The organism is Haemophilus haemolyticus (genome assembly GCF_003352385.1).
GTDB lineage: Bacteria > Pseudomonadota > Gammaproteobacteria > Enterobacterales > Pasteurellaceae > Haemophilus > Haemophilus haemolyticus_I.
Genome location: NZ_CP031243.1, coordinates 58,670 through 84,570 on the forward strand (window position 1 = coordinate 58,670; position 25,901 = coordinate 84,570).

The 25,901-nt window shown below is 37.3% G+C and carries 23 protein-coding genes, 1 tRNA gene and 1 pseudogene; 8 read left to right on the plus strand and 17 right to left on the minus strand.

Annotated features, from left to right (window positions below; genetic code table 11):
- Positions 1-18 precede the first annotated feature (18 nt).
- The 3 genes from murB (at position 19) to rpoH (ending at position 2,364) form a co-directional block, all read left to right on the plus strand.
- Positions 19-1,044: a UDP-N-acetylmuramate dehydrogenase gene (gene murB, locus DV428_RS00315; RefSeq protein WP_114908285.1), complete on the plus strand. Its 1,026-nt coding sequence runs from the start codon at positions 19-21 to the stop codon at positions 1,042-1,044.
- Between the two features lie 25 nt (positions 1,045-1,069).
- Positions 1,070-1,381 carry a DUF2322 family protein gene (locus DV428_RS00320; RefSeq protein ID WP_005626845.1) on the plus strand — a complete coding sequence of 104 codons (312 nt, stop codon included), beginning with the start codon at positions 1,070-1,072 and terminating at the stop codon, positions 1,379-1,381.
- 137 nt (positions 1,382-1,518) lie between these two features.
- On the plus strand, positions 1,519-2,364 hold the full coding sequence (gene rpoH / locus DV428_RS00325) for an RNA polymerase sigma factor RpoH (RefSeq protein ID WP_005626842.1): 846 nt from the start codon (positions 1,519-1,521) through the stop codon (positions 2,362-2,364).
- Positions 2,365-2,404: 40 nt separating this feature from the next.
- Here rpoH and dusC read toward each other — a convergent pair whose 3' ends face one another.
- From dusC to dauA, 5 genes are all read right to left on the minus strand, one after another.
- Entirely contained in the window at positions 2,405-3,337 is a 933-nt protein-coding gene (dusC, locus tag DV428_RS00330; RefSeq protein WP_114908286.1) for a tRNA dihydrouridine(16) synthase DusC, read from the minus strand.
- The gene (gene djlA / locus DV428_RS00335; RefSeq protein ID WP_114908287.1) at positions 3,337-4,203 is read right to left on the minus strand and encodes a co-chaperone DjlA; all 867 of its coding nucleotides are present in this window, start codon (positions 4,201-4,203) and stop codon (positions 3,337-3,339) included. The genes dusC and djlA overlap by 1 nt, the downstream gene beginning before the upstream one ends.
- A 78-nt stretch (positions 4,204-4,281) precedes the next feature.
- The gene (pyrE, locus tag DV428_RS00340; RefSeq protein WP_114908288.1) at positions 4,282-4,923 is read right to left on the minus strand and encodes an orotate phosphoribosyltransferase; all 642 of its coding nucleotides are present in this window, start codon (positions 4,921-4,923) and stop codon (positions 4,282-4,284) included.
- Positions 4,924-4,946: 23 nt separating this feature from the next.
- Positions 4,947-5,663: a ribonuclease PH gene (gene rph / locus DV428_RS00345; RefSeq protein WP_114908289.1), complete on the minus strand. Its 717-nt coding sequence runs from the start codon at positions 5,661-5,663 to the stop codon at positions 4,947-4,949.
- A gap of 70 nt (positions 5,664-5,733) precedes the next feature.
- On the minus strand, positions 5,734-7,476 hold the full coding sequence (gene dauA, locus DV428_RS00350) for a C4-dicarboxylic acid transporter DauA (protein WP_114908290.1): 1,743 nt from the start codon (positions 7,474-7,476) through the stop codon (positions 5,734-5,736).
- Positions 7,477-7,600: 124 nt separating this feature from the next.
- Here dauA and DV428_RS00355 point away from each other — a divergent pair.
- Together DV428_RS00355 and DV428_RS00360 are read left to right on the plus strand one after the other, a co-directional pair.
- A tRNA-Ser gene (locus DV428_RS00355) sits at positions 7,601-7,690 on the plus strand.
- Positions 7,691-7,872: 182 nt separating this feature from the next.
- A complete protein-coding gene (locus tag DV428_RS00360; protein WP_114908291.1) occupies positions 7,873-9,096 on the plus strand; it encodes an MFS transporter in 1,224 nt (407 codons plus the stop codon).
- Positions 9,097-9,140: 44 nt separating this feature from the next.
- Here DV428_RS00360 and rfaC read toward each other — a convergent pair whose 3' ends face one another.
- From rfaC to xylF, 10 genes and pseudogenes are all read right to left on the minus strand, one after another.
- On the minus strand, positions 9,141-10,097 hold the full coding sequence (gene rfaC, locus DV428_RS00365) for a lipopolysaccharide heptosyltransferase RfaC (protein ID WP_114908292.1): 957 nt from the start codon (positions 10,095-10,097) through the stop codon (positions 9,141-9,143).
- Entirely contained in the window at positions 10,094-10,999 is a 906-nt protein-coding gene (locus DV428_RS00370; protein ID WP_114908293.1) for a DMT family transporter, read from the minus strand. Before DV428_RS00370 ends, rfaC begins: the two co-directional genes overlap by 4 nt.
- Positions 11,000-11,027: 28 nt before the next feature.
- Complete coding sequence (locus DV428_RS00375) at positions 11,028-11,612, minus strand: YcxB family protein (protein WP_114908294.1); 585 nt, start codon at positions 11,610-11,612, stop codon at positions 11,028-11,030.
- A 1-nt stretch (position 11,613) separates the two neighbouring features.
- Complete coding sequence (waaF, locus tag DV428_RS00380; RefSeq protein ID WP_114908295.1) at positions 11,614-12,672, minus strand: lipopolysaccharide heptosyltransferase II; 1,059 nt, start codon at positions 12,670-12,672, stop codon at positions 11,614-11,616.
- Between the two features lie 75 nt (positions 12,673-12,747).
- Positions 12,748-13,911, minus strand: a complete 1,164-nt coding sequence (locus DV428_RS00385; protein WP_012054498.1) for a XylR family transcriptional regulator — start codon at positions 13,909-13,911, stop codon at positions 12,748-12,750.
- A 111-nt stretch (positions 13,912-14,022) separates the two neighbouring features.
- The gene (gene nhaC / locus DV428_RS00390) at positions 14,023-15,429 is read right to left on the minus strand and encodes a Na+/H+ antiporter NhaC (protein WP_012054497.1); all 1,407 of its coding nucleotides are present in this window, start codon (positions 15,427-15,429) and stop codon (positions 14,023-14,025) included.
- 1 nt (position 15,430) lies between these two features.
- Complete coding sequence (locus DV428_RS00395) at positions 15,431-16,603, minus strand: MalY/PatB family protein (RefSeq protein ID WP_114908296.1); 1,173 nt, start codon at positions 16,601-16,603, stop codon at positions 15,431-15,433.
- Positions 16,604-16,880: 277 nt separating this feature from the next.
- Positions 16,881-17,926 (minus strand): annotated as a pseudogene (locus tag DV428_RS00400) (sugar ABC transporter permease).
- A gap of 3 nt (positions 17,927-17,929) precedes the next feature.
- A complete protein-coding gene (xylG, locus tag DV428_RS00405) occupies positions 17,930-19,441 on the minus strand; it encodes a D-xylose ABC transporter ATP-binding protein (protein ID WP_114908298.1) in 1,512 nt (503 codons plus the stop codon).
- A 50-nt stretch (positions 19,442-19,491) separates the two neighbouring features.
- Positions 19,492-20,490: a D-xylose ABC transporter substrate-binding protein gene (gene xylF, locus DV428_RS00410; RefSeq protein WP_012055404.1), complete on the minus strand. Its 999-nt coding sequence runs from the start codon at positions 20,488-20,490 to the stop codon at positions 19,492-19,494.
- A 233-nt stretch (positions 20,491-20,723) separates the two neighbouring features.
- On the opposite strand from xylF, the gene xylA reads away from it, so the two are divergent.
- Positions 20,724-22,043 (plus strand): xylose isomerase, encoded by a 1,320-nt coding sequence (gene xylA, locus DV428_RS00415; RefSeq protein WP_015702065.1) that lies wholly within the window; start codon positions 20,724-20,726, stop codon positions 22,041-22,043.
- A 56-nt stretch (positions 22,044-22,099) separates the two neighbouring features.
- Positions 22,100-23,581 (plus strand): xylulokinase, encoded by a 1,482-nt coding sequence (xylB, locus tag DV428_RS00420; RefSeq protein ID WP_162790753.1) that lies wholly within the window; start codon positions 22,100-22,102, stop codon positions 23,579-23,581.
- A gap of 50 nt (positions 23,582-23,631) precedes the next feature.
- Here the strand turns inward: xylB and rfaD are convergent, their stop codons facing one another.
- On the minus strand, positions 23,632-24,558 hold the full coding sequence (gene rfaD / locus DV428_RS00425) for an ADP-glyceromanno-heptose 6-epimerase (protein WP_114908300.1): 927 nt from the start codon (positions 24,556-24,558) through the stop codon (positions 23,632-23,634).
- A 52-nt stretch (positions 24,559-24,610) separates the two neighbouring features.
- Positions 24,611-25,114 (minus strand): protein disulfide oxidoreductase, encoded by a 504-nt coding sequence (locus DV428_RS00430; RefSeq protein ID WP_114908301.1) that lies wholly within the window; start codon positions 25,112-25,114, stop codon positions 24,611-24,613.
- A gap of 108 nt (positions 25,115-25,222) precedes the next feature.
- Here DV428_RS00430 and deoC point away from each other — a divergent pair, with 108 nt between their 5' ends.
- Positions 25,223-25,894, plus strand: a complete 672-nt coding sequence (deoC, locus tag DV428_RS00435) for a deoxyribose-phosphate aldolase (RefSeq protein WP_114908302.1) — start codon at positions 25,223-25,225, stop codon at positions 25,892-25,894.
- Positions 25,895-25,901 lie beyond the last annotated feature (7 nt).

Genomic DNA, 25,901 nt, shown 5'->3' on the forward strand with positions numbered 1-25,901 from the left:
CCGATAATGGTATTTTAAATGCAAAATTTACAACCTTTTCACACTTTCCATATTCATGCTAATGCTCGTGAAATTATCGAAGCGCATAGCATTGAACAACTACAACAAGCATGGGCTCATTCAAAAGCGGAAAATTTACCCGCACTTTTTCTAGGTCAAGGCAGTAATATGCTATTTTTGGATGATTTTAATGGTGTGGTGATTTTAAATCGTTTAATGGGCATTACTCACCAACAAGATTCTGATTTTCACTACCTGCATGTGAATGGCGGTGAAAATTGGCATGAATTGGTAGAGTGGTCTATTAACAATGGTATTTATGGATTAGAAAATCTGGCTCTGATTCCTGGCTGTGCAGGCTCTGCACCAATTCAAAATATCGGTGCATACGGTGTGGAATTTAAAGACGTATGCAATTATGTGGATGTACTTAATTTAAACACGAATGAAACCTTCCGACTCGACGTAGAACAATGTGAATTTGGTTATCGTGAAAGTATTTTCAAACATCGTTATCAACAAGGTTATGCGATTACAGCGGTTGGATTAAAGCTCACAAAAAATTGGCAGCCTATTCTAAAATATGGCTCGCTTGTAGAGTTCGATCCCCAAACAGTCACCGCTAAACAAATTTTTGATGAAGTCTGTCATATCCGTCAAAGTAAATTACCTAATCCAAATGAATTTGGTAATGCGGGCAGCTTCTTTAAAAATCCAGTTGTCAGTTCAGAACATTTTGAGGAAATAAAAAAACATCACGAAAATCTACCGCACTTTCCACAGGCAGATGGCTCAGTGAAATTAGCGGCGGGCTGGCTGATTGATCAATGCAATCTTAAAGGTTTTCAAATTGGCGGTGCAGCCGTTCATGAAAAACAAGCATTAGTATTAATTAACAAAAGTGGAGCAACAGGACAAGACATAGTCAAACTCGCCCATCACGTTCGCCAAACCGTTGCAGAAAAATTTGGTGTATATTTACAACCTGAAGTCCGCTTTATTGGTGCAACTGGCGAAGTAAATAGCGAGCAAACTATCGCATAATTTATATAGATTAAGGAAATAAACCATGAGCTTTAAAGAAATTTTAGAAACCTTACCCACAATCGATCATTTAACTGGTTTAAATGTGATGGATGGTGAAACTATTATCCACAACATTCCAGCCATACCAGGTAAATTAGGTTCGCTTCGCCTTTATAATGCGTTGGCTGAAAAATTTAACGGGAAATTAAACCGCACTTCCGCACAACAAGGCGTTGAATGGTTTGCAGAACACGTCGAAGATGCAAAAGTGAATCCAGGCAAGCATCCGAACATTGATTTACTATTTAAAGTAATTGATGAAAATCTTAATTTAACCCTGATCCCACTTTGCTAATTAATCAAAATTATTTAGAATAATTGAACTTTTGATTGATAAAACCTGTCTTATTAACAAATTGGTTCAATAAGATAGCTTATTGTGCTATAACTAGGTACATTGATTGGCAAAAGCCAAAATAAAGAAGGGAAACGATGGATAAAGAAACACAAATGATGTTAGTTCCTCAAGGCAGTATCGAAGGTTATATTCGTGCGGCAAATGAATATCCGATGCTGACCGCAGAGGAAGAAAAGGAATTGGCAGAACGTTTGTATTATCACGAGGATTTAGATGCAGCGAAAAAACTCATTTTGTCGCATCTTCGTTTCGTGATCCATGTTGCGCGTGGCTATTCTGGCTATGGTTTGCCACAAGCTGACTTAATCCAAGAAGGCAATATCGGCTTAATGAAAGCTGTTAAACGTTTTAACCCTGAAGTTGGTGTACGTTTGGTGTCATTCGCCGTGCATTGGATTAAAGCTGAGATCCACGAATATGTTCTTCGTAACTGGCGTATCGTAAAAGTCGCAACCACGAAAGCTCAACGTAAATTATTTTTCAACCTACGTAAAACTAAACAACGTTTAGGCTGGTTTAATGAAAATGAAGTTGATATCGTAGCAAATGAATTGGGTGTTTCCAAAGAAGATGTGATCGAAATGGAATCGCGTATGAGCGGTGCCGATGTAGGTTTTGATTTACCCACTGATGATGCTGAAACAGAGACCTATTCTCCAGCTCTTTATTTGGAAGATAAAAGTTCTAATTTCGCAGCTGAGCTTGAAAATGAAAACTTTGAAAGCCAAGCAACCGAGCAATTAGGTGCAGCGCTACAAAGTCTAGATGCACGTAGTCAAGATATTATAAAAGCTCGTTGGTTAGACGATAACAAAGCCACATTACACGACTTAGCGGCAAAATATAATGTCTCTGCGGAACGTATCCGTCAATTAGAAACTAATGCACTGAAAAAATTAAAAAGTGCGGTGAGTTTTTAAATAATTTAGAAAAAGAAAACCTGCTAATTAGCAGGTTTTTTTATTTATCATTTAAACGTAATTTCAAATCTTCAGCAGTTTGGCAAGTCTTAATCTTATCAAACACTTGGTTCGCCTCATCATATTCCTTATTCAAATAACGTAACCATTGTTTAATGCGTGCCACATGGTAAAAACCGCTGTCATATTCATTTTCGACATTAGCATATTTTTGCAAGATTTTTTGAATCTCACACCAAGGCATTTTTTCTGCATTTGATTTCAGAACATGGCTTAAGTTCGGAATATTCAACGCGCCTCGTCCTACCATTAAATCCTGACAACCTGTTTGAGATAAGCAATCTTGCCCATCTTGCCAATGCCAAATTTCTCCGTTAGCAATAACTGGAATGGATAAACGCTCTCGTACTTCGCCAATTTTTTTCCAATTAATTCGATCAGCGCGATAACCATCAGATTTTGTGCGTCCATGAACTGTAATTTCGGTTGCGCCACCTTGCTCTACCGCGTCAGCGATTTCAAAAGCTTGAGAAATATCATCCCAACCTAACCGCACTTTTACACTAACAGGAAACTCATTGGGCACAGCTTGGCGTAAGGCTTGAGTTGCACGATAAATCAATTCAGGCTGTTTCAATAATGCCGCACCACCATTGCTTCCATTCACAGTTTTAGAGGGGCAACCACAATTTAAATCAATGCCATGAGAACCAAGTTCTATCGCACGAATCGCATTTTCAGCAAGGCATTCTGGATGCTGCCCTAGTAACTGCACTCGCACTGGCGTACCAGAAGAAGTAAAGCCCTGATTTTTTAATTCAGGGCATAAACGATAAAATACTTTTTCAGGAAGAAGTTGATCAACTACTCGGACAAATTCTGTTATACATAAATCGTAGTCATTCACTTCAGTGAGAAGTTGACGCACAAAGGGATCTAGAACCCCTTGCATCGGCGCAAGAATAACACGCACTATTTCCAGCCTTTTGCTTTACAAATTAAATCGTAAGCAGCTTGAATCTGTTGAGTTTTTTCTTTTGCCATTTCCATCATTTCTGGAGGTAAACCTTTCGCCACAAGTTTATCTGGATGGTGTTCATTCATTAAACGACGATAAGCGCGCTTAACCGTGTTTTGCTCATCGGACTCAGTCACACCCAATACTTTATAGGCATCATTTAAAGTTGGGCCAGAAGCATGTTGGTAACCACCACTATTTTGTTGCTGATATTGGTAGCCCCCTTGATAGGCACCTTGTTGATATTGCTGATAGAAACCGCCTTGAGTAAAAGCTCGAGCAGCCATTTCCATTGCAATCATTTGTTCAAATTGCATACGAGAAAGACCAAGTTCTTCAGCAATCACATAAAGTACTTCCTTCTCATTTTCGTGAAGTTCTGAATCGGCAAAAGCCGCTTGAACTTGCACTTGTAAGAACATTCGCAATAAATCAGCACGCTGCCCACAACCAATGCGAAATTCACGGATAACTTGGCGAATTGGGAAATCAGATTCTTTACCACGACGAAATGCATCTTGCGCTAATTTACGCCCCGCATCATCCAGTTTAAGCTGAATCATTAATTGATTAGCTAATTGAATATCTTCTTCTGTTACACGCCCTTTAGATTTACTTAAATGCCCTAACACCGCAAAGGTGGTTTGCATAAACAAGTCTTGACGCGTTGTTTTCTTTTTAAAGAAACTGGAACTTACTGAACCAAGTTCATACAATTTTTTATCTGCGATGGAACCTAAAACAAGCCCAGCAATCGCACCAAAAAATCCACCAACTTTCCAACCTAAAAATACGCCTATAATTTTTCCAATAAATCCCATTCTTTCCCCTGTTAAGTCAAAGTGCGGTTATTTTTATAATGTTATTTATAATGATGACAAAAATTTATTTCTCAAGTTTTATACGCCAAATTCAGCACGATAAGCACGCATTTCTGACAAATGGCTACTGTATCGAGGATCTTGTTCAATAAATTGCATCAAATCATCTAAATCAATGATTGATAGCACTTGGCATTGATAATCACGTTCTACTTCTTGAATTGCTGAAAGCTCGCCTTTTCCTCGCTCCTTACGGTTTAGAGCGATTAATACAGCCGCAAGCTCTGCCTGATTTGCACTGATTAATTCCATAGATTCACGAATTGCAGTACCCGCCGTAATCACGTCATCTACAAGCAAAATTTTTCCTTGCAATGGGCTACCAATTAAATTGCCGCCCTCTCCGTGATCTTTCACTTCTTTGCGATTAAAACACACGGGTTTATCAATACCATAACGATTAAATAACGCCACCGAAACTGAAGTGCCAATTGGAATACCTTTGTAAGCAGGGCCAAAAACAACATCAAAATCTACCGCACTTGCCTGAATTGCCGCAGCATAAAACTCGCCTAAACGCGCTAAATCTGCCCCCGTATTAAACAGACCCGCATTGAAGAAATACGGACTTTTACGCCCCGATTTCAAAGTAAACTCACCGAATTTCAATACATTTCGGCTTAAAGCAAATTCGATAAAATCGCGTTTATATTGTTCCATTTTTTAACCCCTATAAACTATGTTTATAAGCCTAGCGCTTCGCGTTGAGCGACAAAAATTTGATTACAACCTTGTTTCGCTAAATCTAATAATGTTAATAATTCTTCATGACTAAATGGCTCGCCTTCTGCAGTGCCTTGCACCTCAATCATGCGACCATCTTCCATCATCACAACATTCATATCGGTTTCCGCTGCAGAATCTTCCACATATTCCAAATCACAAACAGCTTGACCATCAACAATCCCCACAGAAATCGCCGAAACCAAACCTTTAATTGGGTTAATTTTTAATGTGCCATTCTCAATTAAACCATTGATCGCATCACATAATGCAACTGCAGCACCAGTAATGGATGCAGTTCGTGTGCCGCCATCTGCTTGAATAACATCGCAATCTAAAGTAATCGCACGTTCACCCAGTGCTTTAAGATCCACCATCGCTCGCAAAGAACGGGCAATTAAGCGTTGAATTTCCATTGTGCGTCCGCCTTGTTTACCTTTAGCCGCTTCACGTTGCATACGACTATGTGTTGAACGTGGCAACATTCCGTATTCAGCCGTGACCCAGCCTTGCCCTTGTCCTTTTAAGAAACGTGGAACAGCATCTTCCACTGTTGCAGTACAAAGCACTTTAGTATCACCAAATTCAACCAGCACGGAACCTTCAGCGTGTTTAGTATAGTTACGGGTAATTTTAATTTGGCGGGGTTGATTATTTTCTCGATTATTTGGACGCATAATTATTCCTTGATATGGTTTAGAACGATGTAATAAAAAAGCGCACTATTCTAGCACGCTTTAGTTTTCATTATTGGGTAGTTTTTTCAAAGTCACGAATTTTATGAAAAGTTTCGTTCAAATCTGCCGCAAAATTAATTTTTTGAATATCTGGAGAAGAATTAGATTTAACTAACATTCTCAACGGCTGGAATTGCATATTGCACAAGTAAAGTTGTTGATGCGGCAACATATGTTGAACAAATCGGGTAATCGCATGAATTCCACCAGCATCAAGTACTGTCACTGCATCACATTGCAGCACAATATGTCGGATTTCATGATCGGTATGAACCGTTCTATCATGCAAATCCGCAAATAATTTATCCGCAGCGGCAAAGAAAAGCGGACCGCTAATTCGGTAAACCAAAACATCATCTAAATCATCAGGCGCATTGTGTTCAATGGCTTTTGTCATCTCAGCAATCGTCCGAATAAACAAGAGACTTGCAAGCAACACTCCGACACTAATCGCAATCACCATATCAAATAATACGGTCAAAATAAGACAAGTCAGCAACACTGTCATTTCATTTTTGCCTGAACGGCGAGCAAGGTGAATAATATCGTGCACACTCGCCATATTCCACGCGACCACCAACAACAAAGCAGCCATAGATGACAAAGGCAAATAAGAAAGGGCTTGCGAAAACAAAAGTAAAGCGAATAAAACAAGTATTGCGTGCACAACACTTGATATTGGCGATACCGCCCCTGATTTCACATTAGCCGCAGAACGAGCAATTGCAGCTGTTGCAGTAATCCCGCCAAAAAACGGAGAAATGATATTCCCCAAGCCCTGTGCTAATAACTCGTTATTAGAGTGATGTTTAGTATCTGTCATATTATCTAAAATCACTGCACAAAGAAGTGATTCGATTGCTCCTAATACGGCCATTGAAAAAGCAGCGGGTAATAAAGCTTGCAAGCTATTAAAATCCCAATGAATTAATTGACCTTGCGCATCAGGAATATTCCACGGCAGAGAAAAATCTGGCAATACATTAGGAATTCCATGACCAATGGAACCATCAGGCAAAGTATATTGGAATGCAGATCCAATCGTCGCCACCTCAAAACCAAAATGCTGTAATGCCAGAGCTAAAATCGTGCCAATAATCACAGCAGGTAGATGCCCTGGCACTGCCAAACGCAATTTATGCCATTGAGTTAGGACTAATAGAGTTACCACACCAACCGTTGCATTCGCCCAATTTATCGTAGGAAGTGCGGTAAAAATTGTTTGAATTTTTTCAAGATAATGCGCCGGCATTTTTTCTATGGAAAGCCCCAAAAAATCCTTAATCTGCAAAGTACCAATAGTAATGCCAATCCCACAAGTAAAACCTAAGGTGACGGGCAAAGGAATATATTCAATTAAACGCCCTAGACGAAATAACGCCATCAAAACCAAAATCAGCCCAGAAAGCAACGTTGCCATCAAAAGACCGCTTAGCCCAAATTGCTGGGTAACAGGGTAAAGAATCACAACAAAAGCGGCAGTAGGCCCAGATATATTAAAGCGAGAACCACCAGTCAGCGCGATAACGATACCCGCAATAATTGCCGTATAAAGACCATGTTGTGGCGGTACACCACTCGCAATCGCCAAAGCCATGGAAAGCGGAATTGCAATCACCCCCACAGTCAACCCTGAAATAATGTCGCGAATCAGCGATTTTTTCGAATAACCTAAACGAAAGGAATCTTTCAGCGCGCTAAAGGGTTTTACGGCTAAAAAAACATTTTTAGAAAATAATGCTTTAATATGCATAAAAAAACTACAAACGATAAATAAAGTGCGGTTATTCTAGCGAAACTTTTAAAAGTTTTTTATGTTCTAGCGCAAAAAACTTGACTAAACTGGAGCAAATCTTTATAGTTTGCGCACCTTTTACGGTGAGATGTCCGAGTGGTTGAAGGAGCACGCCTGGAAAGCGTGTATGTGGGAAACTGCATCAAGGGTTCAAATCCCTTTCTCACCGCCATCCTAATTTTATTCCCTAATCATTCCCCTTTTCTTTCTTCTTCAAATTCAGTTTTTTTATTCTAATTATTTTTGTTATTACGCTCATTGAATTTTTTCATCAATGCAGTAAACTAGCCACCGATTTTTAATCACCTTTCTTTTCACTTTAAATGTTACCCGCGAGTAACAAAAGGACACATCATGACAAACAAAGTAAACAGTTATGGCTGGAAAGCCTTAATTGGCTCTGCCGTCGGCTATGCAATGGACGGTTTCGATCTTCTCATTTTAGGTTTCATGCTTAGTGCAATTTCTGCTGACTTAAATCTAACACCCGCACAAGGTGGCTCTCTCGTGACATGGACTCTTATTGGTACAGTATTTGGCGGTATTTTATTTGGCGCATTAAGCGATAAATACGGTCGTGTACGCGTACTGACTTGGACCATTCTTCTTTTTGCGGTATTTACTGGGTTATGTGCGCTTGCACAAGGTTATTGGGACTTACTGATTTATCGCACAATTGCGGGCATTGGCTTAGGCGGTGAATTTGGAATTGGGATGGCTCTAGCAGCAGAAGCATGGCCCGCACGTCACCGAGCTAAAGCGGCATCTTATGTTGCATTGGGTTGGCAAGCTGGTGTGTTAGGTGCAGCATTACTTACACCATTATTGCTCCCGCATATTGGCTGGCGTGGAATGTTCTTGGTGGGTATCTTCCCTGCATTTGTCGCTTGGTTCTTACGTTCTCATCTGCACGAACCCGAAATTTTCACGCAAAAACAAACCGCACTTTCAACGCAATCCAGTTTTACTGATAAATTACGTTCATTCCAGCTTCTGATTAAAGACAAAGCCACGAGCAAAATTAGTCTTGGTATCGTCGTACTCACTTCTGTACAAAACTTCGGTTATTACGGCATTATGATTTGGTTACCTAATTTCTTATCAAAACAACTTGGATTCAGTTTAACTAAATCTGGACTTTGGACAGCCGTTACCGTCTGCGGCATGATGGCTGGCATTTGGATTTTCGGACAACTCGCCGACCGCATCGGACGCAAACCAAGTTTCTTACTTTTCCAATTAGGCGCAGTGATAAGTATCGTGGTTTACTCACAACTTACCGATCCTGACATCATGCTTCTTGCTGGAGCATTTTTAGGTATGTTTGTGAACGGAATGATGGGTGGTTACGGTGCATTAATGGCAGAAGCCTACCCAACAGAGGCTCGAGCAACAGCACAAAACGTACTTTTCAATATTGGTCGTTCTGTAGGGGGATTTGGACCTGTAGTTGTGGGCGCGGTTGTACTCGCCTACTCTTTCCAGACGGCCATCGCCCTACTTGCGATTATCTACGTAATTGATATGTTAGCGACAATTTTCTTAATCCCTGAATTAAAAGGTAAAGCCTTAGACTAAGAAAATATAAAAGATAAAAATGCTCGCCAAGTGCGAGCATTTCTTTATGCAATAAAAGGAAGTAATTTTGAAAATACTTGTTCAGCTGAAATCTCTTTCATTGAACTTGCCGATAAATAATGCTGATTTTTACCATAACAGCCAATCAATTTAGGATCCGTTGCGCCATAAAGCGTAATATTGGGTTTATCCAGTGCAGCAGTTAAATGCGCCAAGCCTGTATCCACTGACACAACGGCTTTTGCATTTGCAAGCTGTTTTGCAAGCTCCGTTAAAGTTAACTTAGGCAACACGATCACATTAGAATGAGCTTGAGTCAAACGCTCTGCTTGCGCTTTTTCTTGTTCATTTCCCCAAGGCAAGCGAATTTCGTAATCAGAAAGTGCGGTAATTTTTTCAATCAATTTTTGCCATTCTAATTCTTCCCAATGCTTATCTGCTCGAGTTGTAGAATGAATGAATATCACATTGTTTTGTTCTGAAGTTTGATGAAGAAAATGGCGAGCAATACCATAGTCACTCTGAACCTGAGGTAATTCATAACCTAAACTCTGGGCAAAAAGCTGACGAATTCGTTCCACCGCATGCTGTTGATAAGAAATGGCATATTTTTTATCGTAGAAAAAAGATGCTAACGGCTCTCGAATACTTTGACGATCATAGCCATGTTTCATACCTTGAGCGAAACGAGTTGCAAATAATGCACTTTTAATGAGCCCTTGCGCATCAATTACCGCATCATAGTTTTCAGCCTGCAACAAAGTGCGGTAATTTTTCCACTCATTTCTTGTTTGAATGGAAAAAGGCGATTTACGCCAACGGCGCAAAGCAATAGGAATCACGCGATTTACGACGGAATGCCAACGTGGAATTTCTGCAAAGTTTTCTTCCACCACCCAATCAATGCTTAAACTGGGGATCGCCTTTTGAGCATCAGTCAAGGCGGGCAAAGTGTGGATAACATCCCCCATAGAGGAAGTCTTAATCACACATACTTTCATTTAATTAACCTTCTTCCCCAGTGCATAATCCCAAGCCCAGATACGGCTAAAATGCCCCCAATAATTAAGGAGGAATCCACTTGTTCATTCAACCAAACGGCTGAAAATAAAATGCCTAAAATCGGCACAAGAATAATGTAAGCCGAGGCATTGCCTGCCCCTAAGTGTTTCACACCATCAAAATACCATGCATAAGCCAATACCGTTGCACCAAATGCAAGACCAAGTAAACTAAACCATTGCACTCCATTTAATTGAAATACGGTTGCCCAATCTTCCGCACTTTCCGTCCATAATGCTGCCAACGTCAGCATGAAAAAACCAAAAGTAGAAGAAATCGTGGTAGCGGTGAGAGAATCAATTCCGATTAATACTTTACGAGCCAATAAAGTATAAGCAACCCAGCAAACTAAAGCACAAAGCAATAACATTTGACCGAATCCAAAATTTTGTAAGAGGTTAGTTGGATTCCCTTTTGTCATGGCTAACAAAGAACCGCTAATGGCAATAATCATCCCTAACACAACCCAGCGATTCCATTTTTCTTTAAATAATAAAATCGCAAAAAACATCGTAAAGACTGGATTAGAGGCAACGACCATCGTTCCTTGCCCTGCTGGAACATATTTCAAACCCCAAATAAAGAAAGTCGAATAACCAAAGATCCCAAGCAAAGCCGTTAACAATAACCCCACCCATTGATTAGGTCGCAGTTGTTTAGCATATTTGAAACGATTCGCCGCATATAGCCAAATAATGAGTGGAATAATGGCGAAAAAAAAGCGCATGCTTGAAGCAATAAATGTCGGCATAGCTTGGGCAACCACTCGTCCCCAAGGCCAAGAGGCGCCCCATAAAATCACCATTCCAATTAATTGTAAATGTATGCGGAGAGGGTTCATATCATTAACATATCCAGTTACGCCTTTTCTATTTACTTAAAGGCTCTGCTTGGTAAGCTTTTATTTTTTCTCGTAAAGCGGCTTCAAATGCTTCTCGATGAGCATCATCTTGAAAGGCTGAATGAGGAATTAAGAAAAACAAGCCTGTATCAACTCGAATTATTAAGTAACCATAATGATTTTCGATATGATGAATGTACCGATAATTATATAAAGTTTGACAGAGCGCTATTTCAGAATATAAACCATCGTCTTGAATACGTACGGTTCTCTTTTCTTGCTCTATTCTATTAAGTACTTGGCTTTGAATTGCTCGATTATTTAAATAAGGTTGAATTAAAACTGCGTATATAAATGCTAATAGAGAAATGACAAGTAATATATATCCCACATAATAAGCCAAAATATTTTCATAATAATCATAAAAATATTCAGACCAATCCATCATTACAAAGGCAATAAAACAGCTTGGAATCAGAAATAATAAATACAATAGGAAATCACCAATATGCATTATATTACGAAATTTATTATGTTTATAAATATCACGACTTACTTTCCTAGCTACTTTAGAATAACTTTTATCTAATACAGGTTGATATGTAATTTCCATTTTATATTCCTTTTTTGTTAGCACTTAAAAGTGCGGTCAATTTTTCCAATACTTTTTTCGGCGTAATATCGATCAAACTTTGATGATATCCTTCAGCGCTGTCGGTGCTTTTACGCACTTTAATCAAATCGCCTTCAATTAAACGGATGATTTCCGCTTTATCTGATAGTGGCGGCGTATACGTTGGGCTGGTTGGGCCATAAAGCGCAACCAATGGGCGATCTGTGGCTGCCGCAATATGCATTAAGCCGCTATCATTACTCACCACTGCTGTGCAGTTAGCAATTAAATCCACAGCTTGATTCAGGTTAGTTTGCCCCGCTAAATTTAAACAAAATGATTGTAGCTCGGCTGGTAATGCATTGCGGATTTGCTCTCCTGCTTCCACATCTTTTGGTGAACCAAATAATTCTACCGCATAGCCTTTTTCAATGAGCATTTCGGCCAATTTAGCATAATGATAATGCGGCCAACGTTTAGCTGGACCAAATTCTGCGCCAGGACAAAAACCAATAATTGGACGTTCGCCTAAAAGTGCGGTTTGTTTTTCAAATTTTTTTAAGGTTTGAGCTTGTTGCGCTGGCTCAACCGTCAAATAGGGTTTTAAGACAGGAATATCATCAGCTTTTGGTACAGTATCTTTTTCAAAAGCCAATGCAACATAACGCTGCACCATCATTGGATAATCTTTTTTATTGGCTCGTAAATCATTCAATAAAATATAACGGCTTTCGCCTTTCCAACCACGACGATGAGCAATTTTTGCGAAAAAAGGAACAAACGCAGATTTTAATGAATTAGGTAAAACAATCGCCATATCATATTGTTCACGCAAAGACTTTCCTAAACGATAACGCGTTCCCAATTCAAAGGTTCCGTGCCCTAATGGCATTTCAATCGCCTTACGCACCTCTGGCATACGCGCAAGCAAAGGCTTACACCAATTTGGTGCCATCACATCAATATTGCAATTTGGATATTGAATTTTCAGTTGCTGGTACAAGCTGTGCGACATCATCATATCGCCAACCCAAGAAGGGCCAATAATTAGAATATTCATTTTCTGTCTTTCAGATAAAAGTGCGGTCAAAAATATTTGTTATTATGGCACAGAGTTGAATAAAAATATTCTCCTTTAACAATTTAGTCGAAACTCTTTAGGAGTCATTTCAAATTCTTTCTTAAAAACAGAATAAAAATATTGAATTGATGGATAGCCGCAAATCTCAGCAATTTCTTGAATAGAAATATCTGTTTGTTGTAATAAATTCTTTGCTCGGGAAATTTTTTCTTCGTGGATGACTTGGTGAATTGTTTTATTCATTTCATTCTTAAAACGTTGTTCAAGATTAGAACGTGAGGTTTCAAGATGATCTAAAACTTGTTCTACTTTAATTCGATGACAGGCACGATGACGAATATAATGCATTGCTTGAATGACAAGCGGATCTGTTAATGATCGATAATCTGTAGAATTTCGAGAGTGAACGGTAATCGGTGGAATTAAAATAGGGGTATGTGAAACTTTTTGACCATTGAGTAATTTGTGTAATAATTTCGCAGCTTGATAACCAATCTCTCTCGTGCCTTGTTCTACGGAGGAAAGGGACACACGCGATAAATATTGGATCAATTCTTCATTATCAATACCAACCACACAAAGCTCTTCAGGTACAGCAATTTTACTGTACTCACAAGCCTGCAATAAATGACGAGCACGCGCATCCGTAACAGCAATAATACCAGTATGAGAAGGAAGAGATTTTAACCAGACAATTAGCTTTTGTTGCTCTTCCAACCAATTTTGAGCATGAACCTGCACACCCTCATATAGGTAAATAGGGTAATGATTTTTCTCCATCAACTCTACAAAAGCATCTCTTCGTTCTATAGACCAATGCTTATGAGTATTTACTTGCAAACCATAAAATGCAAACTGTGACAGTCCTTTCTCCTGTAAATGAGATAAAGCCATTTCAACCAATGCCATATTATCTGTTGCTACATAAGGAAAGTGCGGATAAAAATCAGCTTGTTTATAAGATCCACCAACTGCTATAGTAGGAATAAGAGTGTGTTGCAATAATTCAACAGTTTTTGGATCATCAAAGTCTGCAATAATGCCATCAATAGAAAGTTGATTAATGGTATCAGTATGATAGATAAATTCATCCTCTACAAAAATATCCCACATACATTGCGATGCCTGAATATATTGTCCAATACCCTCCACCACCTGCCGATCATACACCTTGTTTGCATTAAATAAGAGGGCAATTTTGTAGTATTGTTCCGTCATTTTATATCCTTATCTATGGGAAACCTCTGTTTAAGTTATAATAGAAAAGATATTTAGCTTCAAGATAAAAATAGCCAGAATAACTGGCCATTTTTATATCCAATACCACATTTATTTTTTTAGCTTCGCAATACCTATTCCACTTGCACCATAAATAATAGCAAAGATAATACCGCTCCAACATAAAATTGCCCAAGGTAAATAAGACAATGTTGCAACACCTAATGTGCCTGCCATATATGCACCTGCGGCAGTCCATGGCAAAATAGGTTCAATAATTGTTGCGGAGTCTTCTGCTGTTCGACTTAGATTTTTTGGATGTAATCCTTTTTCTACATACGCATCTTTAAGCATTTCTCCTGGAATTAGAATAGAAATTTGCCCATTACAAGTAACCCCAATCATTGTTAGACCGCAAAGAATCGTTGTAATAATCAAAGAAAGAGTTGAATGAACAAAGGTGAGTAATTTTTGAATAATTACAGTTAATGCACCGCTCAATTGTAATACACCAGCAAATGATAATGCACAGAAACAAATTAATAGTGTTCCCATCATTGAATTCATTCCACCACGATTCAACAAACGACTTAAATCAGAGCTAACTGAAGTATGGTGAATCATTGAGGTATCAAATCCATTAACTGCGCTATTAATCACATCAGATAGAGAGAATTTTTGAATTAAGATAGCATTAATAATTGCGATAAATGCTGATAATAACATCACTGGAATAGTCGGTTTCTTAGTAATAGAGCCCCATAATACAATAGCGACTGGAATAAGTAATAGAAAGTTAAAATGATAAACTTGCTCTAGCTCATGAATCATTGTATTTACTTTTTCTGGAGTCGCCACATTAGAAAAATCGTAGTTTAAACCATATACCACATAGACAGTAGCCGAAAGAATAAAAGATGGTAATGTTGTATAAAGTAAGTGAGCGATATGCTCATATAAATCTACGCCAGCAGCTGCGGATGCAATATTGGTTGTATCAGATAGTGGCGATAATTTATCTCCAAAATACGCACCAGCGACCACAGCACCTGCCGTAGCAGCCAAATTGGCGTCTAATCCAATCGCAACTCCCATAAATGCCACACCAACAGTCCCTGCAGACCCCCAAGAGGTTCCAGTACAAATGGAAACAATAGCAGTAAGGAATAAGGCTGTCACATAAAGATATTCTGGTGATATCGCTTTTAGTCCGTAGTAGATCATCATAGGAATTGTTCCTCCACTAATCCAAGTTCCAATTAATAATCCTACAGTAATTAAAATTAATAGCGCAGGCATTGTTTTAGCTATTTTTTCTGAAATGGCGTCTAAAATATCTAAATAGCAATGACCTAATTTAATAACTAAAAAACCAGCAAATACCGTTGAAATAATCATTAATGGCTCTGCTGGCAAATCAAATAAAGCATACCCAAGCCCTAACAGTAATAGCATCACTATGATTGGTGAAAAAGCTTCTAATGTTGTTGGCATTCTTGTGCGATGAGTGGTTTTCATATTAAATCTCCCTATTGTTTAATAAACAAAACCCATTTTTGATTCGATTCAATGCTTCTAATAATTTTTCTCTAGGCATAGCGACATTCATACGAAAGAAACCGTCTCCCTCTTTTCCAAATTCACTCCCCAAAGATACTTTTACTCTTGATAAATTATTAATCCAATAAGCTAATTCATTTTCATTTATACTTAGCTTTTTATAGTTTATCCAAAGTAAATAAGTTCCATCACTTTCAGTAATATCTAATAATGGAATATACTCATTGAAAAATTCTTTTACTATCTTCTTATTATTCTTTATGTATTCTTTTAGATAGATTACCCAATCAGTACAATATTTATACAACGAAATGATGGCTGGTATAGAGAAATAATTTGGATTATGTATACCTAATGCCATCATTTCTTTTATAAATTTTTCTCGAATTTCTTTATTCTCAATAATTAGGTTAGCTATTTCCAATCCAGGAATATTAAAAGTTTTTGCTGGGGATAAACAGATCATTGAATGATTTGCTACCCATTCATCTAATGATGATATTAGATAGTGGGAATTATTTGTTAATGTAAAGTCTGCATGGACATCATCAGAAATGATAAATACATTATGTTTTTTAGCTAAGTTTATAATTTCAATAAGGACTTCTTTGTTCCAAATCGTTCCAGTTGGATTATGAGGAGAAATTAAAACAAATACTTTAGAATGTTCAAAACATTCCTCTAATAAATGAAAATCAATATGATACTTTCTATTTTCATAAACCAAAGGACATTGATATAATTTTCTGTCATTTAATTTTATCGTGTTTAATATTGGACTATATGAAGGTGATAGAATACATATTCCATCAATTTCTTTTGTAAATGCTCGTATATAAATAGATATAGCTTGAATTATTCTTGGGCAAAATACAATTTTTTCAGAGAGAACAGAATAATGATATTGTTCAAAAATATAATCACTGATTATCTTGTGATAGTCGGCTGGTAATTCAGTATAACCATAAATTCCTAAACGATTAAATTTTTCTAATTCATCTATCATCAATTGAGGTGCTGGAATATCCATATCCGCGACAGACATTGGAATAATATCATTATCTACATTCCATTTAGCACTAAATGTATTTAGGCGATCAATAATCACATCAAAATTATAAAAATTATTCATTATTCCTCCTGATGTATAAGGCAAATTTACTTTAGTCAAAGAAGGAAAGAATTAAAATTACTAAAACTACTTTATCTATTACGTTTTTTCACAACTGTGATCTAGTCCACAATTGTAAATAATCACTATAAAAAATTAAATAATGTAACGGATAAGAACTTGTTTTTTTTTCATAAAAAGATGAAAAATTTCATCATCTAGAAAGCAGTATGTTAGGTAACCATTTCTATAAAATTAAAAAACCGCCATTTTATAAATGACGGTTTTAAATTAATAATTACATCTTTTTCTTATTACTAGTATCTATCCATACAGCAAGTAACAAAATGCCACCTTTGACAATATATTGCCAAAAAGTTGGCACATCAAGCATACTCATACCATTATCAAGCGATGCGATGATAAGTGCGCCAATAACGACCCCAAACACACTTCCTACACCACCAGCTAAGCTTGCCCCTCCAATGACACAAGCTGCAATCGCATCTAGTTCTGCATTTTGCCCAGCAGATGGTGAACCTGCACCTAAACGAGCACTTAAAATCAACCCTGCTATTGCAACTAACACACCATTCATTGCAAATATAATCAGTTTTGTTTTCTCTACATTGATACCAGATAATTTTGCCGCATCAATATTGCCTCCAATCGCATAAACGTGGCGACCGAATGAAGTTTTACGAGAGAGGAATAACCCTAAGATTGCAAGAACTGACAGTACTAAAACAGGAAATGGAATGCCACGATAATCATTAAGTAAATAAATTGCTCCTAATACAATTACTGCAAACAAAGCATATTTCGTAAAATCTTTTGATAATGCAGACACTTCCAGCTGAAGCTGCTGGCGACTTCTACGTTGATAATTTCCCCAAAGAACAAATCCAATAACTGCAATACCACCTAAGATAACCCCTGCAATATCTGATAAATAACCTTGCCCAATAACTGTCATAGTTCCACTAATAGGAGATACAGTTGTGCCATTAGTCAAACCAATCAAAATTCCACGGAATGCGAGATAACCTGCAAGTGTAACAATGAAGGATGGCACTTTACGATAAGCCACCCACCAACCATTCCAAATACCAAAAATTAAACCAAGAGCAATTGTTGCAATAATAGTTACAGGTAATGGGAAGCCCCACCAAACATCGGCAATAGCTGCAAATCCGCCCAGTAGGCCCATAAGTGAACCAACAGATAAGTCAATTTCAGCAGAAATAATGACAAAAACCATTCCAATTGCAAGAATGCCATAATGACTGCAATAGCTATTAACATAATGTAAACTTGTAAATTTACGGATTTTAACTTAAACATAGATTACTCCTTAAGTGCTGTTTCCATAACTTGTTCTTGAGTAAGAGCAGTATTGATAAGACTAGCTTTAAGTTTACCTTGGTGCATAACAAGAACTCTATCACTAATGCCTAAAACTTCTGGTAGTTCTGATGAAATGACAATAATAGCAATCCCCTCTTGTGCTAATTGGTTAATTAACTTATAAATTTCATATTTCGCACCAACATCAATTCCTCTTGTTGGTTCATCTAAAATCAGTATTTTAGGATTTAACAATAAACATTTGGCTAGGATCGCTTTCTGTTGATTACCGCCACTAAGTCGTCCTATTGGCAAATCTGGTGAAAAAGTTTTTACCTTTAGTCGTTTGATGGCTGAGCCAATTATTTGCTCTTCTTTTGCTTCATTAACTACCATTTTTCCGAAACAATAAGATTTCAAAGAAGAAAGCGTAATGTTTTTGCCAACTCCCATAATAGAAACAATGCCGTGTTTCTTCCGATCTTCAGGAACCATCACAATTTTATGTTCAATCGCTTGGGCACAATTTTTGATATTTACTTGTTTTTGATTGATAAAAATATTTCCTTCAAACTTACCTTCATAAGACCCAAATAAGCATTGCACCATGTCTGTACGACCTGAACCAACTAAACCTGCAACACCTAAAATTTCCCCCTCATGAAGACCAAAACTTACGTTATCAACACGCTTAATATGTGTATTGATTGGATGCCAAGCAGAGAGATTTTCTACTCGTAAAATTTCATCTTTGATTTCATGAGGTTCATGTGGATAAAGTGAGGTAATTTCCCGACCTACCATCATGGTGATAATGTCATCTTGTGTCATTGTTGAAGCGTCTTTCGTACCAACATGTTCACCATCACGAATGACGCAAATTTTGTCAGAGATCGCCTTAACTTCATTGAGTTTATGGGAAATATAGATACAAGCGATATTGTGTGCTTTAAGATCCTTAATAAGATTTAACAAAATTTCCGTTTCTTTTTCGGTAAGTGAAGCCGTTGGTTCATCTAAGATAAGAAGTCTTACTTGTTTATTCAAAGCCTTAGCTATTTCAACTAATTGCTGTTGCCCTAAACCTAATTCTCCTACTCGTGTATTGGGATCGACATCTAATTGCACCTGCTGTAATAAATTTTTGCAACGTAAGTACATTTCATTATCTGCTGTCAAACCTTTATGAGTTATTTCGTTACCCAAAAAAATATTCTCCAATACAGACATATTCTTTACGAGAGTAAGTTCTTGATGAATAATTGAAATGCCTTTTTCTTCAGTATCTCTAATATTCCTTGCTTTTAGTTCACTTTCTGAAAAGTAAATATCACCGCTGTAATCTCCACAAGGATAAATACCGCAAAGTATTTTCATTAATGTAGATTTTCCAGATCCATTTTCACCACATAAAGATAAAATTTCCCCCGCTTCTAATTCAATGGATATATTATGAAGTGCGGTCACATCACCAAATTTTTTTGTGATATGTTTCATTTCCAACAATGCCATATCGTAACTCCCTAATAGGTAAGGGAAGAGTTTTCTCTTCCCTCTTAAAGTTAGTGATAAATACTTTCCTTAGTATGAAAACCATCTTTAATTACAGTTTCATTAATATTACGTTTATCTACAGCGATAGGATCAAGTAAATACGCAGGAACATTTTTTAAGCCATTATTCAGTTCTGCATTAGCTTCTACTTTTTCATTCTTACCTAATTCAACCGCAATTTCTGCCGCTTTATCTGCAAGTTTCGTAATTGGTTTATAAACAGTCATAGTTTGCGAGCCATTGACAATACGTTTAATTGCAGCTAAATCTGCATCTTGCCCAGAAATTGCGACTTTCCCAGATAAGCCTTGTGCGCTAAGGGCCTGAATCGCACCTCCAGCAGTAGCATCGTTAGATGCAACAACAGCATCCACATTATTTTTATTAGCTGTTAATGCGTTTTCCATAATTTGTAACGCTTTTTCAGCTAACCAAGAATCAACCCATTGATCTCCTACAACCTTAATTTTCCCACTGGCAATTAAAGGATCTAATACTTTCATTTGCCCTTTTCTAAATAATTTCGCATTATTATCTACAGGAGATCCCCCCATTAAAAAATAATTACCTTCTGGTTTTACCGCCACAATACTTTTAGCTTGTAGTTCACCTACTTTTTCATTATCAAAGGAAACATAAAAATCTAAATCTGCATTATTGATTAAACGGTCATACGCTAATACTTTTATTCCTTCCTTTTTAGCTTCAGAAATAACGTTACTTAATACTTCACCGTTATGAGGAATAATTACTAATACATCAATATTTTTATTGATCATATTTTCGATTTGAGAAATTTGTGCTGAATCATCACCATTCGCAGATTGGACAAATACTTTTGCACCCATTGATTCTGCTTTGTTTACGAAAATATCTCGATCTTTTTGCCATCTTTCTAAACGTAAATCATCAATGGATAAACCAATTTTAAGATCTTTGGAATGGGCAGAACTACTAAATACAGTTAATGCACCAACAAGGGTAAGTAAAGCTGATTTGATTTTCATATTGATACCTCAATAGTTAAGTGAAGGACTAGTTATTGCTCCAGTTGTTAGTTTTCACACTTTAAAAAAGGCTTTCAATTATAAAATCTTTCTCCATTATTACGTTTTTTCACAACTGTGATCCACTCCACAGTTGCAAATAATCAACATAGAAAAATTAAATAACATAATTGATGAAAAGCTAATTTTTCACAAAAATACGAAAAATTTCATCACCTAGAGAGGAAAATGTTATGACAACCTATTTCGATAAAATTGAAAAAATCTCCTTTGAGGGAGAAAAATCCACAAATCCTTTTGCTTTCAAACATTATGATGCTAATCAAGTAATTTTAGGTAAAACTATGGCTGAACATTTACGCTTAGCTGTGTGTTATTGGCATACCTTTTGCTGGAATGGGAATGATATGTTTGGGCTAGGTTCTTTGGAACGAAGTTGGCAGAAAAATCCAAATTTGCTTGCTGGCGCAGAACAAAAAGCCGATATTGCTTTTGAGTTTTTGAATAAGTTAGGCGTACCTTATTATTGTTTTCATGATGTTGATATTGCACCTGAAGGTAATTCAGTGCGGGAATATGTACAAAATTTTCATCATATTGTTGATATTTTAGAACGCAAACAAGTAGAAACGGGTGTAAAGCTCTTATGGGGAACTGCAAATTGTTTTACTAATCCTCGTTATATGTCTGGTGCAGCAACTAATCCTAATCCTGAGGTTTTTGCTTGGGCTGCAACACAAGTGTTTAATGCGATGAATGCCACTCAACGTTTAGGTGGAGAAAATTACGTATTATGGGGTGGACGTGAGGGATATGAAACTTTATTGAATACCGATTTGAAACGCGAACGTGAACAAATTGGTCGTTTTATGCAAATGGTGGTAGAACATAAGCATAAAATTGGGTTTAAAGGTACATTATTAATTGAGCCAAAACCGCAAGAACCAACTAAACATCAATATGATTATGATGTGGCAACAGTGTATGGTTTCCTAAAACAATTTGGTTTAGAAAAAGAAATTAAAGTTAATATTGAAGCTAACCACGCGACGCTTGCTGGCCATACCTTTCAACATGAAATTGCAACAGCTTGTGCATTAGATATTTTTGGCTCAATTGATGCTAATCGTGGCGATCCACAATTAGGCTGGGATACCGACCAATTCCCAAATAGTGTTGAAGAAAACACGTTAGTTATGTATGAAATTTTAAAACATGGCGGTTTTACTACTGGGGGTTTTAATTTTGATGCGAAAATTCGCCGACAAAGTATTGATCCTTATGATTTATTTTATGCTCATATCGGTGCAATTGATGTATTGGCATTATCCTTAAAACGTGCAGCAAAAATGTTACAAGAGGAAACCTTACAAAAAATTGTTAATGAACGCTATGCAGGTTGGAATAGTGAGCTTGGCCAGCATATTTTGCAAGGTAAAACTTCACTTGAAACACTTGCGCAACTTGTCCAACAAAAAGATTTAGCACCAAAACCAGTTTCAGGTCAGCAAGAATATTTGGAAAATTTGGTAAACCAAGTTATTTATAGCTAAAAATGAAGCAAAAGTGCGGTTGTATTCCACCGCACTTTTTTATTTTAGGAGACATTATGTATATAGGAATTGATTGTGGCACACAAGGAACAAAGGCGATAGTGCTTGATTCTGTCCAAAAAAAAGTGATTGGAGTTGGTTACGCAAAACATGAATTAATTACACAATCCAATGGAAGACGTGAACAACAACCAAATTGGTGGATTGAGGCATTACAACAAGCATTACAAATTGCATTGAAACAAGCAAAAAATTCACCGCACTTTTCACCTAATTTAGTGAAGGGAATAGGCATTTCAGGGCAACAACATGGACTGGTAATGTTAGATAAAAACGATCGTCCTCTATATAAGGCTAAGCTTTGGTGTGATACAGAAACCGCTACGGAAAATGATATGCTGATCGAAAAATTAGGCGGACAAACGGCCGCATTTGAAAAATTAGGTATCATTTGCCAAACTGGTTACACGGCTTCAAAACTGAGTTGGTTTCGTCAAAATTATCCTGATAAATTTGCCAATATTAGCAAAATTATGCTGCCACACGATTATCTAAATTATTGGCTAACAGGAAAATTCTGCACTGAGTTTGGTGATGCTTCTGGTAGTGGTTATTTCGATGTTGTGAAAAGAGAATGGAAAAGAGAAGTCTTCAAATATCTTGCGCCAGAATTAAATATGGATGAAGTGTTACCAAAATTACTTTCTGCTGAACAAAAAATCGGTGTGATTAAACCTGAAATTGCGACTTTATTTGGTTTTAATGAGAATGTCATCGTCTCCACAGGTGGAGGCGATAATATGATGGGAGCAATTGGTACAGGAAATATTCGAGAAGGGATTGCTACGATGAGTCTCGGTACTTCTGGTACCTTGTATGCTTATACGCAAAAGCCATTACTTAATTTACCACCAATGATCGCAAATTTTTGTTCAAGTAATAATGGCTGGTTACCACTGGTTTGTGTAATGAATATAACCTCCTCAAATAAACAGCTAATGAATTTGCTCAATATTGATATTGAAGAATTAAATCAACTTGCTCAACAAGCACCTATTGGCGCGAATGGCATCACTATTTTGCCATTCTTTAATGGTGAAAGAGTTCCACCTTTACCCAATACAAAAGCGAGCATTTTAGGGTTAGATTCAAGTAATTTCACACGAGAAAATCTTTGTCGAGCAATGATGGAAAGTGCTACTTTTACGCTTCGCTATGGCTTAGATTTATTTCGTCAAGCTGGCCTCAAAACCTCACAAATTCGCCTAATTGGAGGTGGCGCGAAAAGCTCATTTTGGCGGCAAATGATTGCTGATGTGATGAATTCTGAAGTGGTATGTTTGCAGGAAGAAGAAGCTGCTGCATTAGGAGGAGCAATTCAAGCTATGTGGGCAAATGGAGAAGGAGAACTGGAATTTTTATGCGAAACCTTCATTCACTTAGATGAAAACTCAAAAGCTTATCCCAACTTATCACAGGTGAAAAATTATCAAAGTGCTTATGAGCGTTATTTAACACATTTATCACAATTATATTAAATAAAATCCCCTATACCGATAAGCTATAGGGGATTTACTACATTAATAATTTATTTTCTATTCAACCACGCCATATATTCAGCCACACCTTCCGCGACTGTTTTGAATGGTTTATCGTAGCCTGTTGAACGAAGTTTAGTTAAATCTGCTTGAGTATATTCTTGATAACGAGATTTCAAATGCTCTGGGAATGGAATGGTTTCAATCTCGCCTTTACCGTGGAATTTTACTACTGCATCAGCCACCGCACGGAAACTTTCTGCATTTCCTGTACCAAGGTTGTAAATACCCGAAATGCCATTTTGCCAGCACCAAATATTCACTGCAGCCACATCACCCACATAAACAAAATCACGGCGGAAGTGTTCGCTGCCTGCAAATAATTTTGGATTTTCGCCTTTTAAGATTTGGTTATTCAAGTGGAATGCCACACTCGCCATAGAACCTTTATGATTTTCACGCGGCCCGTAAACATTGAAATAACGGAAACCACATACTGGCGATTTTGCTTCTGGCAAAATGTTGCGCACATATTGATCGAACAAGAATTTAGAATAGCCATAAACATTTAATGGACCTTCAAATTCACGTTCTTCACGGAATACTTTAGTATCACCATAAGTTGCTGCGCTTGAGGCATAAAAGAAAGGAATTTCACGTTCAAGGCAATAGTGCAACAACTCTTTAGAATATTCGTAGTTGTTGTGCATAATGTATTTGCCATCCCATTCCGTAGTCGCAGAACATGCCCCCTCGTGGAATACTGCATCAATATCACCAAATTCGTCGCCCGCGATAATAGAAGCAATGAAATCTTCTTTATCACAATAATCTGCAATGTCTAAATCAACTAAATTTGCGAATTTTGTGCCATCTTTTAAGTTATCTACCACTAAAATATCTTTGCGCCCTAAATCATTTAATGCTTTGACAATATTGCTGCCAATAAAACCTGCGCCACCTGTTACGATAATCATAATTCTGTCCTCTTTAAAATAAGTCTGCGTATTGTAATAGATTTTCTACCGCTTAGCCAAAAAACTCTGCGAAAAACAACCGCACTTTTAATCCCCAATAACTCGTGAGACCTGTTGTAACAAGATCCATTTTGCCTTTACTCAACAACACAATTGTGGGCGTCACATTAATTTGCCATCGTTCTGCAAATTCCCCTTTAGGATCATTAACCGTAGTGAAGTGGTAGTCATTTTTACTTAAATAATCATTTACTGCCGCTTCATTGCCTGAGCGTAACGCCACCGACACAACTTGATAGCCTTCTTTTGCTAAAGAATTAATTGCAGGCGAAGTATAGCGACAATAGCCACACCAAGTTCCCCAAAAATAAAGCAGCGTAGGTTTATTTTGGTCAAGGCTCTCAAGAGAAAAAGAGTTCCCTTGAAGATCTTGTAACGTAATTTTATTTATTTCCTCTGGCACCACAGGACGACGAACAAAATCCAGTATGCTACTCATCACAATAAACGTTAAAAAGAGGGATAATCCATTCTTAAGTAGTTTTTTAATCTTCATTTTCTTTATTCCTTATCGCATTGAGATGATTGTAATCAAGCATAAAAGCACAGTCAAAAATAAGGGATTTTTGCTACAATAGGTAAAACATAAATAAGGAGGAAAATAATGACACCGAATCAACTTGCTCAATATATCGATCACACCGCACTTACTGCAGAAAAAAATGAACAAGATATTTTGACACTCTGTAATGAAGCAATTGAACACGGATTTTATTCTGTATGTATCAATTCTGCTTATATTCCACTCGCTAAAGAAAAACTTGCTGGCTCAAATGTAAAAATTTGCACCGTAGTTGGCTTCCCTTTGGGTGCCAATTTAACCTCAGTCAAAGCATTTGAAACACAAGAATCCATTAAAGCGGGTGCAAATGAAATTGATATGGTAATCAACGTAGGTTGGATAAAATCGCAAAAATGGGATGCAGTAAAACAAGATATTCAAGCTGTATTCAATGCTTGTAATGGCACGCCATTAAAAGTGATTTTAGAAACTTGTTTGCTCACTAAAGATGAAATAGTGAAAGCCTGCGAAATTTGTAAAGAAATCGGTGTAGCTTTTGTTAAAACATCAACAGGCTTTAATAAAAGTGGTGCAACTGTAGAAGATGTTGCATTGATGAAACAAACGGTCGGCAATATTGGTGTTAAAGCATCAGGTGGCGTTCGCGATACTGAAACAGCACTTGCGATGATTAAAGCCGGTGCAACACGCATTGGTGCAAGTTCGGGCATTGCAATTATTAGCGGTACACAAGGCACCCAAAGCACTTACTAATCCCTTC